The 11,959-nt window shown below is 61.7% G+C and carries 10 protein-coding genes; all 10 read left to right on the plus strand.

The annotated features are described in order from the left end of the window. Positions 1-130 precede the first annotated feature (130 nt). The 10 genes from AB4P96_RS24825 to AB4P96_RS24870 all read left to right on the plus strand — a co-directional run bounded on the left by AB4P96_RS24825 (position 131) and on the right by AB4P96_RS24870 (position 11,959). Entirely contained in the window at positions 131-1,189 is a 1,059-nt protein-coding gene (locus tag AB4P96_RS24825) for a FecCD family ABC transporter permease (RefSeq protein WP_395600187.1), read from the plus strand. Then, positions 1,186-1,971 carry an ABC transporter ATP-binding protein gene (locus AB4P96_RS24830; protein WP_395600188.1) on the plus strand — a complete coding sequence of 262 codons (786 nt, stop codon included), beginning with the start codon at positions 1,186-1,188 and terminating at the stop codon, positions 1,969-1,971. The genes AB4P96_RS24825 and AB4P96_RS24830 overlap by 4 nt, the downstream gene beginning before the upstream one ends. A 93-nt stretch (positions 1,972-2,064) precedes the next feature. Beyond that, entirely contained in the window at positions 2,065-2,709 is a 645-nt protein-coding gene (locus AB4P96_RS24835; RefSeq protein WP_169985402.1) for a glutathione S-transferase N-terminal domain-containing protein, read from the plus strand. Positions 2,710-2,914: 205 nt separating this feature from the next. After that, positions 2,915-5,356, plus strand: coding sequence for a penicillin acylase family protein (locus AB4P96_RS24840; RefSeq protein ID WP_395600189.1), 2,442 nt, complete (start codon positions 2,915-2,917; stop codon positions 5,354-5,356). Between the two features lie 235 nt (positions 5,357-5,591). Continuing rightward, on the plus strand, positions 5,592-6,596 hold the full coding sequence (locus AB4P96_RS24845) for a ligase-associated DNA damage response exonuclease (protein ID WP_017137175.1): 1,005 nt from the start codon (positions 5,592-5,594) through the stop codon (positions 6,594-6,596). Continuing rightward, entirely contained in the window at positions 6,593-8,227 is a 1,635-nt protein-coding gene (locus AB4P96_RS24850; protein ID WP_395600190.1) for an ATP-dependent DNA ligase, read from the plus strand. The genes AB4P96_RS24845 and AB4P96_RS24850 overlap by 4 nt, the downstream gene beginning before the upstream one ends. Positions 8,228-8,555: 328 nt before the next feature. After that, positions 8,556-9,335 carry a transporter substrate-binding domain-containing protein gene (locus AB4P96_RS24855; RefSeq protein ID WP_017137173.1) on the plus strand — a complete coding sequence of 260 codons (780 nt, stop codon included), beginning with the start codon at positions 8,556-8,558 and terminating at the stop codon, positions 9,333-9,335. A 60-nt stretch (positions 9,336-9,395) separates the two neighbouring features. After that, positions 9,396-10,124: an ABC transporter permease gene (locus AB4P96_RS24860; RefSeq protein ID WP_017137172.1), complete on the plus strand. Its 729-nt coding sequence runs from the start codon at positions 9,396-9,398 to the stop codon at positions 10,122-10,124. Next, positions 10,121-10,831 (plus strand): ABC transporter permease, encoded by a 711-nt coding sequence (locus AB4P96_RS24865; RefSeq protein WP_017137171.1) that lies wholly within the window; start codon positions 10,121-10,123, stop codon positions 10,829-10,831. Before AB4P96_RS24860 ends, AB4P96_RS24865 begins: the two co-directional genes overlap by 4 nt. Before the next feature lie 9 nt (positions 10,832-10,840). After that, complete coding sequence (locus AB4P96_RS24870; RefSeq protein ID WP_138452018.1) at positions 10,841-11,959, plus strand: succinylglutamate desuccinylase/aspartoacylase family protein; 1,119 nt, start codon at positions 10,841-10,843, stop codon at positions 11,957-11,959.

Genomic DNA, 11,959 nt, shown 5'->3' on the forward strand with positions numbered 1-11,959 from the left:
CAGTGTGGGAGCTGGCTTGCCTGCGATAGCGGTGTGTCAGTCACTGAATTAATCGACTGGCACACCGCAATCGCAGGCAAGCCAGCTCCCACATGTGGATGTTCATTGTTTTTAAGACCTTGTGAGCCCCATGACCACTCAAACCCTCGACCTTGCCAGCGCCACTCACGGCTATCGCCGTTTGCTGGCCCGGCGTACCTGGCTGCTGGCGCTGCTCGGCATCGCGCTGGTCTGCGCCATTCTGGTGGACCTGGCCAGCGGCCCGTCGGGCATGGGCCTGCTGGCGTTGCTCGACGGCATCCTGCATCCGTCGCACCTGAGCACCACCGACCAGGTGATCATCTGGAACGTGCGCCTGCCCTACGCGCTGATGGCGGTGCTGGTGGGTTGCGCGCTGTCGCTGGCCGGGGCCGAGATGCAGGCGATCCTCAATAACCCGCTGGCCAGCCCGTTTACGTTGGGCGTGTCGTCGGCGGCGGCCTTGGGCGCCTCGCTGGTCATCGTGTTTCCGGTGACCACGCTGTGGGTGTCGGCCAACACCGCGATTTCCATCTCGGCGTTTATCTTTGCCGCCGCCTCGGTGTTTTTGCTGCAAGCCATGTCACGCCTGCGCGGTGCGGGCGTGGAAAGCCTGGTGCTGTTCGGCATCGCACTGGTGTTCAGTTGCAACGCCGTGGTGGCTTTGCTGCAACTGGTGGCCACCGAAGACGTGCTGCAACAATTGGTGTTCTGGACCTTGGGCAGCGTGACCCGCGCCAACTGGGACAAGCTCGGCATCCTCGCCTTTGTGGTTGCCGTGGTGCTGCCGTTTTCCTTCGCCGCCGCGCCGCGCCTGACCCTGCTGCGCCTGGGCGAAGACCGCGCACAAAGCTTTGGCGTGGACGTGAAGCGCCTGCGGTTTTTCTCGTTGCTGCGCATCAGCCTGCTGTCGGCCACCGCCGTGGCGTTTGTAGGCACCATCGGCTTTATCGGCTTGGTAGGGCCGCATATCGCGCGGATTCTCGTGGGTGAAGACCAGCGTTTCCTGCTGCCGGCCAGTGCGTTGACCGGCGCGTTGCTGCTGGCGCTGTCGTCGATTGCCAGCAAACTGATCATGCCCGGCGTGATTGTGCCGGTGGGCATTGTCACCGCCTTGGTGGGCGTACCGATTTTTGTGGTGTTGGTGTTCAAGCGCGGGAGGCAGTTATGAGTGCGGGCTTATCGGTACACAACGCCACTATCCGCTACGGGCGTCGGCAGATTGTGCATGAGCTGAGCTTGCCGACCCTGCCCCACGGCAGCCTCACCGCCTTGATCGGCCCGAATGGCGCGGGTAAATCCACGCTGCTGCGGGCCATTGCCGGGCTGGAAAAGATGCAAGGCGTGGTCAGGCTGGGTGACCTCGACCTGTCGGCCATGTCGGTGGCCGAGCGAGCGCGACGCGTGACGTACATGCCGCAAAACCTGCCGCCGGGCCTGAGCCTCAGCGTGATGGAAAGCGTGATCGCCGCGCTGCGTGTGGCCAATGTGGACGGCATTCCATTGTCCAGCGAGGCCTGCCTGGGCGAAGCCTTCGAAGCGTTGCAGCGTATCGGCATCGCGCATTTGGCCGATCAGCTGCTGAGCACGTTGTCCGGCGGCCAGCGCCAATTGGTCGGCCTCGCCCAGCTGATTGCGCGTCGCCCGCAAGTGATGCTGCTCGACGAACCCACCAGCGCGCTCGACCTCAATTACCAATTAAAAGTCATGGACTGCGTGCGCGCGCTGGTGCGCGAACACAATTTGATCGCCGTGGTGGTGCTGCACGATATCAACCTGGCTGCACGCTTCGCCGACCATATTGCCGTGCTGCGCCAGGGCAGGTTGTACGCCAGCGGCGTGGCGGATGAGGTGCTCGACCCGGCGTTGTTTGCCGAGGTCTATGGCGTACAGGTGCGCATTGAGCGGTGCTCGCAGCAGTCATTGCAGGTGTTGGTCGATGGGGCGGTGTGATTGGCTTCTAAGGTTAGACGCAAATGTTTGATTGAATTATTGCCCCTTGATCATCACCTATAGAGACAGGCATTCGCTCATTTGGAGAGCTTCATGATCGACCTGTACTACTGGACCACCCCCAACGGTCACAAAGTATCGCTGTTCCTGGAAGAAGCCGGCCTGCCCTACAAGGTGCACCCGGTCAACATTGGCCAGGGCGAGCAGTTCAAGCCGGACTTCCTGAAGATCGCTCCCAACAACCGCATCCCGGCCATCGTCGATCACAGCCCGACCGACGGCGGCGCGCCGATTTCGCTGTTCGAATCCGGCGCGATCTTGCTGTACCTCGCGGAAAAAACCGGCCAATTCATTCCAAAAGACCTGCGCGGCCGCCAGGAAGCGCTGCAATGGCTGTTCTGGCAAATGGGCGGGCTGGGGCCGATGGCGGGTCAGAATCATCACTTCAGCCAATTCGCACCGGAAAAGATTCCTTACGCGATCAAGCGCTATGTGGACGAAACCGCGCGCCTGTACGGCGTGTTGGACCGACGCCTGGCGGACCGCGCGTTCGTGGCGGGTGAGGACTACAGCATCGCCGACATGGCGATCTACCCGTGGGTCGTTTCCCACAAGTGGCAGAGCCAGCGTCTGGAGGACTTCCCGCACGTGCAGCGCTGGTTCAACAGCATCAAGGAACGGCCGGCGACGGTGCGGGCGTATGAACTGGTGCAGAAAGTGAATCCGCCAAAATCCTGATCTATGTGGGAGCTGGCTTGCCTGCGATAGCATCACCTCGGTGTAACTGACACACCGAGGCGTCAGCATCGCAGGCAAGCCAGCTCCCACATTGTTCTCTACCGGTCTCAAGATCTCACGCTTAACCCAAACTCCTGCTTGCGTCGTTTCGCCGCGCTCACTAACGTAGCGCCTTTAATGACGCTACCCCCGCAGGAGCTTTGCCATGGCCTCGCCAGCCCTCTCACACTTTATCCCCCGGTTCGGCGTTGCCGCGGCAGTGGCCAGTGCTTTAAGCCTGGCCGGTTGCCAGCTCCAGAGCACCCAGGACACCCTGCCGCCGGTGGCCGGTGTGCAACCGATCAAGGGCCTGGCACAGAATGTGTCAGTGCGCCGCAATGCCCAGGGCATGCCGTTGATCGAAAGCAACACCTTCCATGACGCGCTGTTCAGCCTCGGTTATGTACATGCCAGCGACCGCATCACGCAGATGGTCACTTTGCGCCTGTTGGCCCAGGGCCGCCTGGCGGAGATGTCCGGCCCGCAAGTGCTGGATGTCGACCGTTTCATGCGCGCGGTCAACCTGAAAAAAAGCGCCGGCGAGCTGTATAACGCTTCGTCGCCGCGCCTCAAGCGCTTCTTTGAAGTGTATGCCCGTGGCGTCAACGCCTACCTGTTCCGCTACCGCGACAAGCTGCCGCCGGACCTGGCCCAGACCGGCTACAAGCCCGAGTACTGGAAGCCGGAAGATTCGGCGCTGCTGTTCTGCCTGCTGAATTTCAGCGAGTCGAGCAACCTGCAGGAAGAACTCTCGTCGCTGGTGCTGGCGCAGAAAGTCGGGGCCGACAAGCTCGCCTGGCTGACGCCGAGTGCGCCGGACGAGCCGATCCCGATGGACGAAGCCGACAAGCTCAAGGGCGTGAACCTCAGCCAGATCACCGGCCTTGCGGGGCTCGAAAGCATCGGCCAGCAGTTGAACAGCCTCAACGCACTGGCCGTCACCACCTCCAACAACTGGGCCATCGGCCCGCAACGCAGCCGCAGTGGCAAAAGCCTGTTGGCCAGCGACCTGGCGGCCCAGCCACAAGCGCCATCGCCGTGGAACTACGTGCAGATCCGTGCCCCGAAATACCAGGCGGTCGGCGTCTCGATTGCCGGTTTGCCGACCCTGCTGTCCGGCTTCAACGGCAAAGTGGCGTGGAGCATGAGCGCGGTAAAAGGCGACACCCAGGACCTGTTCCTGGAGAAGGTCAAACGCCAAGGCAGCGCGTTGTACTACGAGAACAACGGCAAATGGCTACCGGCCGTCGTGCGCAACGAAACCTACTTCGCCAAGGGCCAGCGGCCGATTCGCGAAGTGGTGTACGAAACCCGCCACGGCGCCCTGCTCAACAGCAGCCAGGCACTCACCACCGGGTTCGGCCTGGCCCTGCAAACCGCCGACCTCAAGGACGACAAGAGCCTGGACGCATTCTTCGACCTGTCCCGCGCCCAAAGCGCCGGCAAGGCCTCGGACGCAACCCGGGAAATCCGCGCCATCGCCCTCAACATGATCTTTGCCGACGCGAGCAGCATTGGCTGGCAAGTCACTGGCCGCTTCCCCAACCGTCGCGAAGGCGAAGGCCTGCTGCCCTCGCCGGGCTGGGACGCGCGCTTTGACTGGGACGGCTACGCCGACGCGATGCTGCACCCTTACGATCAGGACCCGGCCCAAGGCTGGATCGGCACGGCCAACCAGCGCACCGCGCCACGCGGTTATGGCATGCAGTTGTCCAATTCCTGGGACGCCCCGGAGCGCAGCGAGCGCCTGGCACAACTGGCCAACGCCGGCAAGCATGACAGCCGCAGCATGATCGCCATGCAGTACGACCAGACCACCACGTTTGCCGCCAAGCTCAAGACCATGTTCCAGGCGCCGGGTATGGCCCAGCCACTGAAACAGGCAATCGATGCGCTGCCGGCAACCGAAGCTGTGAAGGCACGCGAAGCGCTCAGTCGCTTGATGGCGTTTGATGGCCGCCTGGCACCGACCTCCGCAGACGCGGCGATCTATGAGTTGTTCCTGCAGGAAAGCACCAAGCAGATCTTCCTCGACGAACTCGGCCCGGAAACCAGCGCCAGCTGGAAAGCCTTTGTCAGCAACGCCAACCTGTCCTATTCCGCCAACGCCGACCACCTGCTGGGCCGCGAAGACAGCCCCTTCTGGGACGACGTGCGCACCGCGCAAAAAGAAGACAAACCGGCGATCCTCGCCCGCAGCCTTGCCGCCGCCATCACCGCTGGCGACAGCCAATTGGGTGGCGATCACAAGGCCTGGCAGTGGGGCAAACTGCACACCACCACCTGGAAAAACACCAATGGCCAGGTGATCCGCGGGCCGTTTGCCAGTGGCGGCGACCACAACACCCTGAACCCGGCGCCGTACAGCTGGGGGCAGGATTTTGTCACCACCCAAGTGCCGGCGCTGCGCATGATCGTCGACTTCAGCCAAATCGAACCGATGATGGGTCAAGGTGGCATCGGCCAATCCGGCAACCCGGCCAGCCCGAGTTATGCGAACGGCATCGATGCGTCGCTCAAGGCGCAATACCTGAGCTTCCCGATGCAGCCGCAGAACTTTGACAAGGTGTACGGGAAAACCCGCTTGACCCTCACACCCGGCAAGTAACCCGGTGATCGTTCCCACGCTCTGCGTGGGAATGCATCCTGTGACGCTCCGCGTCACGCCATCAAAATGTGGGAGCTGGCTTGCCTGCGATAACAGTGTGTCAGTCACTAATTAATCGACTGACACACCGCAATCGCAGGCAAGCCAGCTCCCACATTTGATCGCCTGCATTTAGATAGAACTTCTCAAGTCTCGCTCCCCTCATACCTGATAAGCCCACTGCCCCGGCACGCCCATGGACCTTGTCATCGCCCGCCCCGAAGGCCTCTATTGTACTGCGGGAGATTTCTACATCGACCCATGGCGCCCGGTGGACCGCGCCGTCATCACCCACGCCCATGGGGACCACGCCCGCACCGGCAACCAGCATTACCTGGCCGCCGCTCCCGGCGAAGGCATCCTGCGTTCGCGACTGGGCCAGGACATCAACCTGCAAACCCTGGCCTACGGCGAAAAACTCATCCACCACGGCGTCACCCTGAGTTTCCATCCCGCCGGGCATGTGCTCGGTTCCGCGCAGGTGCGCCTGGAATACCAGGGCGAAGTCTGGGTAGCCTCCGGCGACTACAAAGTCGAACCCGATGGCACCTGTGCGCCCTTTGAGCCGGTGCGTTGCCACACCTTTATTACTGAATCCACCTTCGGCCTGCCGATTTACCGCTGGCAACCCCAGGCGCAGATTTTTGCCGGCATCAATGATTGGTGGCAGGCCAATATCGCGGTCGGCAAAGCCAGCGTGTTGTTCTGTTATTCCTTTGGCAAAGCCCAGCGCATCCTGCATGGCATCGACGCCAGCATCGGCCCGATTCTCAGCCATGGCGCGGTGGAACCGCTGAACCGCGTGTACCGCGAGGCCGGCATCTACATCCCCGAAACCTTATATGCCGGGGACTTTAAAAAGACTGACCCATTGCTGCGTCAGGCACTGATCATTGCGCCGCCGTCCGCCGGTGGCAGCAGTTGGATCAAGCGCTTCGGCGACTACAGCGACGCCTTCGCCAGCGGCTGGATGCGCCTGCGTGGCACGCGACGGCGGCGCGGTGTGGACCGAGGCTTTGTGCTCTCGGACCACGCCGATTGGCCCGGACTGCTGTGGGCCATCGCACAGACCGGCGCCGAACGGGTGATGGTCACCCATGGTTCCGTAGGCGTTTTGGTACGCCACTTGCGGGAAAAAGGCCTGGATGCCCAGGGTTTCACCACCGAATACGGCGATGACGAAGAAGAGGCCACGGCATGAAAGCCTTCGCCGAGCTGTACGCCAACCTCGACGCCACCACCTCCAGCAACGCCAAGCTGGCCGCGCTGCAAGCCTACTTCCGCCAGGCGCCACCCGAAGATGCGGCCTGGGCGGTGTACTTCCTCTCCGGCGGGCGGCCCCGGCAATTGGTGCCGACCCGTCTGCTGCGCGACATGGCCACCGCAGCATCGGGCATAGAACCTTGGTTATTCGAAGAAAGTTACCAGTCGGTAGGCGACCTGGCCGAGACCATTTCCCTGTTGTTGCCCGAATCCTCCTATACCTCGGAAGACGGGCTTGCAGTGTGGCTGGAGGAAAAGCTGCTGCCCCTGCGTGGCCTGCCGCCGCTGGAATTGGCCGAACGCCTGCCGGCGTTATGGGCGCAGCTCGATCAGCCGAGCCTGATGGTGTGCATCAAATTGATCACCGGCAGTTTTCGTGTCGGCGTGTCCAAACTGCTGGTCACCCGCGCCCTCGCCGCCATGGCCGACCTGGACAGCAAACGTGTGGCACAACGCTTGGTGGGCTACACCGATTTGTCCAACCGGCCTACGGCCGAAGGCTACCTCAAACTGATCGCCGCCGAATCGTCCGACGAGCATGCGCAACGCGGCGGTCAGCCGTATCCGTTTTTTCTGGCCCATGGGCTGGCGCAACCGGTGGAGCAGTTCGACGCCTTGCTCGGCGCACCCGCCGACTGGCAGGTGGAATGGAAGTGGGACGGCATTCGCACGCAACTGGTCAAGCGCGACGGTCGCCTGTGGGTCTGGTCGCGCGGTGAAGAGTTGGTCACCGAGCGCTTCCCCGAACTGCACAGCCTGGTCAGCGGCCTGCCGGATGGCACGGTGATCGATGGTGAAATTGTCGTGTGGAAAGACGCGGTGCAACCCTTCGCGCTGTTGCAACAGCGCATCGGTCGCAAAACCTTGAGCAAAAAGGTCCTGGAGGATGCGCCCGTCGCGGTCCTGGCCTATGACCTGCTGGAGCATCAGGGCGACGATTGGCGCAACCACACCCAGGCCGAGCGCCGCATCCAGCTTGAGCAAGTGATCGCGCAGTGCAACCAGCCCGTGCTGTTGCCATCGCCCTTGCTGACGGGCAAGAGCTGGAAGGACCTGGCGGAGCAACGCGAAGACTCTCGCCGCCTCGGCGTGGAAGGCATGATGCTAAAAGCCCGCGATGGCCTGTACGGCGTGGGCCGCACCAAGGACATGGGCGTGTGGTGGAAGTGGAAAGTCGACCCGTTCAGTGTCGATGCCGTACTGATTTACGCCCAGCGCGGCCATGGCCGCCGCGCCAGTCTGTACAGCGACTACACCTTTGCAGTGTGGGACGGCCCGCCCGGCACTGAACGCACGCTGGTGCCATTTGCCAAGGCTTATTCAGGGCTGACTGACGAAGAAATGCGCAAGGTCGACACCATCGTGCGCAAGACCACGGTGGAAAAATTCGGCCCGGTCAGCAGCGTAACGCCGAGCATGGTGTTTGAGCTGGGGTTTGAGGGGATTGCCTTGTCCAAACGCCACAAGAGCGGGATTGCCGTACGGTTTCCCAGGATGTTGCGGTGGCGGCAGGATAAGACAGTGGAAGAAGCCGACAACCTCGGCACGTTGCAGGATTTGTTGACCTGACCCCTTCCCCCCAAACACTGCAAAACCCTGTGGGAGCCGGGCTTGCCCGCGATGGCGGTGGGTCAGCTTAGAGAGATTGGGCAGACACACCGCTATCGCGGGCAAGCCCGCTCCCGCATTTTGAATTTCATTTGCTTCAAAATGGTGCGCTGAATTTTCCATGCCCATTTTCGGGCATCTCCTACACTCACATCTCCCTTATCCCACCTTTTAAAACACTCATTCGGAACTATGGTGCAGAAATTGCTACTTGTGATCCGTCTGACACCGTTCAGTAACAGTCCTAACCGCGCCACAAGCGCTTATCTTGGTTTCCAGGGATTACATAATGAAAAAAGCATTGCTGACCCTTTCTGCACTGGCTCTGTGCATGGCTGCTGGTACCGCGCTGGCCAAGGAATACAAGGAATTGCGTTTTGGTGTCGATCCTTCCTACGCGCCATTCGAGTCCAAGGCCGCCGACGGCAGCCTCGTAGGCTTCGATATCGACCTGGGCAATGCGATCTGTGCCGAGCTGAAAGTGAAGTGCAAGTGGGTTGAAAGCGACTTCGACGGCATGATTCCAGGCCTCAACGCCAACAAGTTCGACGGTGTGATTTCCTCGATGACCGTGACCGAAGCCCGTGAAAAGGCGATCGATTTCTCCAGCGAGCTGTTCTCCGGCCCGACGTCCCTGGTGTTCAAAAAGGGCGCGAACTTCTCCACGCCTGAGTCCCTCAAGGGCAAATCCGTGGGCTACGAGCAAGGCACCATCCAGGAAGCCTACGCCAAGGCCGTGCTGGACAAAGCCGGTGTGACCACCAAGGCCTACGCCAACCAGGACCAGGTCTACGCCGACCTGACCTCAGGCCGCCTGGATGCTTCCGTACAGGACATGCTGCAAGCCGAACTGGGCTTTTTGAAGTCGCCAGCCGGCGCTGACTACGAAGTCAGCAAGGCCATCGATGACCCACTGCTGCCATCCAAAACTGCGGTCGGTATCAAAAAAGGTAACAAAGACCTCAAGGCCTTGCTCGATAAAGGTATCAAAGCGTTACACGATGATGGCACCTACGCCACCATCCAGAAGAAACACTTCGGCGACCTGAACCTCTACAGCGGTAAATAACACCCCGGCGCCCACCGGTTTGCGGTGGGCGCTTTTTTATCGCCATTAGGTCCTGAATTCATGTTTGAAGATCTTTTGCAAACCCTGGGGCTGGGTGCCTTCAGCTTGAAGGGGTTCGGCCCGCTGTTGCTGCAAGGTACGTGGATGACCGTGAAACTGTCGGTCGCCTCCCTGGCCGTCAGCGTCCTGCTGGGCCTGCTCGGCGCCAGCGCCAAACTGTCCAGCGTCAGCCTGATCCGCATCCCCGCCCAGCTCTACACCACCTTGATTCGCGGCGTGCCCGACCTGGTGCTGATGCTGCTGATTTTCTACAGCCTGCAAATCTGGCTGACCGGCTTTACCGACTTTATGGAATGGGACTACATCGAGATCGACCCATTCAGCGCCGGGGTCATCACCCTGGGCTTCATCTATGGCGCCTACTTCACCGAGACCTTTCGCGGCGCGATCCTCGCCGTGCCGCGTGGCCAGCTGGAAGCGGCGACCGCCTACGGGCTCACGCGCGGGCAGCGGTTTCGCTTCGTGACCTTCCCGCAGATGATGCGCTTTGCCTTGCCGGGCATCGGCAACAACTGGATGGTGATGCTCAAGGCCACCGCGCTGGTGTCGATCATCGGTCTGGCGGACCTGGTCAAGGCCGCGCAGGATGCGGGCAAGAGTACTTATCAGCTGTTCTATTTTCTGGTCATCGCGGCGCTGATCTACCTGCTGATCACCAGTGCATCCAACGTCGTCCTGCGCTGGCTTGAGCGCCGCTACTCCGCTGGGTCCCGGGAGGCCGTGCGATGATCGAACTTATCCAGCAATACTGGCGGCCTTTCCTTTATAGCGACGGTCAGCACATCACCGGGCTGGCGATGACCATGTGGCTGCTCAGCGCGGCGCTGGTGATCGGCTTTCTGGTCTCGATTCCGCTGTCCATCGCCCGCGTTTCGCGCAAACGCTCCATACGCTGGCCGGTGCAGTTCTACACCTACCTGTTTCGTGGCACGCCGCTGTATATCCAACTGTTGATTTGCTACACCGGCATCTACAGCATCGCCGCCGTGCGCGCGCAACCGGTGCTGGATGCGTTCTTTCGCGATGCGATGAACTGCACCATTCTGGCCTTCGCCCTCAACACCTGCGCATACACCACGGAAATTTTCGCCGGCGCGATCCGCAGCATGGCTCATGGCGAAGTCGAAGCGGCCAAGGCTTACGGCCTGAGCGGTTGGAAGCTGTATGCCTATGTGATCATGCCCTCGGCCCTACGCCGCTCGCTGCCCTACTACAGCAACGAAGTGATCCTGATGCTGCACTCGACCACGGTGGCGTTTACCGCGACGGTGCCGGACATTCTCAAGGTGGCGCGGGATGCCAACTCGGCCACCTACATGACCTTTCAATCATTCGGCATCGCCGCGCTGATCTACCTGACCGTGACCTTCGCGCTGGTCGGGCTGTTTCGTCTGGCGGAACGTCGCTGGCTGGCCTTTCTCGGGCCGAGCCACTAAGGAGTCATCATGCGTCATCAGGTGCATGAACTGATCGCGCCGGTGCCGGGCACGGCGCGGCAGGTTCACAGTTTCCACTTCGGCCCGGAACAGGCTGAAGGCAAGATCTATATCCAGTCATCACTGCATGCCGATGAGCTGCCGGGCATGCTGGTGGCCTGGCACCTGAAGCTGCGCCTGGCGGAGCTGGCGGCGGCTGGGCGCCTGCGCAGTGAGATCGTGCTGGTGCCCATCGCCAATCCGGTGGGACTTGAGCAGGTGTTGATGGACATTCCGTTGGGCCGCTACGAGCTGGAAAGCGGGCAAAATTTCAATCGCCTGTTTGTCGACCTCAGTGAGGAGGTCGGCAATCAGGTCGAAGACCTGCTGGGCGACGACCCCACGCACAACGTCGAGCTTATTCGCGACGCCCTGAGCCTGGCCCTTGCGGCGCAAACGCCTGCTACCCAGCTGCAATCCCAACGCCTGGTGTTGCAACGCCTGGCCTGCGATGCCGACATGGTGTTGGACCTGCATTGCGACTTTGAAGCCGTGGCACATCTGTACACCACCCCCGAGGCCTGGCCGCAGGTGGAGCCGCTGGCGCGCTATATCGGCTCGGAAGCCAACTTGCTGGCGACCGACTCCGGCGGGCAGTCGTTCGACGAGTGCTTCACGCTAGTGTGGTGGCAGTTGCAGCAACGCTTCGGCGAGCGCTTCCCGATCCCGATGGGCAGCTTTTCGGTGACCGTCGAACTGCGCGGCCAGGGCGACGTCAACCACGGCCTGGCGGCGCTGGATTGCCAGGCGATCATCGATTACCTGACTCACTTCGGTGCCATTAAAGGTGACGCGGCGCCCCTGCCCGAGCTGCCCTACCCGGCCACGCCGCTGGCGGGCGTGGAACCGGTGGCCACGCCGGTCGGCGGCTTGCTGGTGTTCAGCGCCCTGCCCGGTGAATACCTGGAAGCCGGGCAACTGATCGCCGAAATCATCGACCCCATTACTGACCGCGTAACGCCTGTGCACTGCAAACATGCCGGCCTGCTTTACGCCCGTTCGCTGCGGCGCATGGCCACTGCCGGCATGGTGATCAGCCATATTGCAGGCACGCAAGCCTACCGCAGCGGCTACCTACTTTCGCCTTGA

The sequence above is a fragment of the Pseudomonas sp. B19125 genome (assembly GCF_044218855.1).
GTDB classification, from domain to species: domain Bacteria; phylum Pseudomonadota; class Gammaproteobacteria; order Pseudomonadales; family Pseudomonadaceae; genus Aquipseudomonas; species Aquipseudomonas edaphica.

Coding starts and splice junctions, on each gene's coding strand:
- AB4P96_RS24865 (WP_017137171.1), top strand. CDS start 10,121: ATGATCGAACTTATCCAGCAATACTGGCGGCCTTTCCTTTATAGCGAC.
- AB4P96_RS24870 (WP_138452018.1), top strand. CDS start 10,841: ATGCGTCATCAGGTGCATGAACTGATCGCGCCGGTGCCGGGCACGGCG.
- AB4P96_RS24845 (WP_017137175.1), top strand. CDS start 5,592: ATGGACCTTGTCATCGCCCGCCCCGAAGGCCTCTATTGTACTGCGGGA.
- AB4P96_RS24825 (WP_395600187.1), top strand. CDS start 131: ATGACCACTCAAACCCTCGACCTTGCCAGCGCCACTCACGGCTATCGC.
- AB4P96_RS24850 (WP_395600190.1), top strand. CDS start 6,593: ATGAAAGCCTTCGCCGAGCTGTACGCCAACCTCGACGCCACCACCTCC.
- AB4P96_RS24835 (WP_169985402.1), top strand. CDS start 2,065: ATGATCGACCTGTACTACTGGACCACCCCCAACGGTCACAAAGTATCG.
- AB4P96_RS24860 (WP_017137172.1), top strand. CDS start 9,396: ATGTTTGAAGATCTTTTGCAAACCCTGGGGCTGGGTGCCTTCAGCTTG.
- AB4P96_RS24830 (WP_395600188.1), top strand. CDS start 1,186: ATGAGTGCGGGCTTATCGGTACACAACGCCACTATCCGCTACGGGCGT.
- AB4P96_RS24855 (WP_017137173.1), top strand. CDS start 8,556: ATGAAAAAAGCATTGCTGACCCTTTCTGCACTGGCTCTGTGCATGGCT.
- AB4P96_RS24840 (WP_395600189.1), top strand. CDS start 2,915: ATGGCCTCGCCAGCCCTCTCACACTTTATCCCCCGGTTCGGCGTTGCC.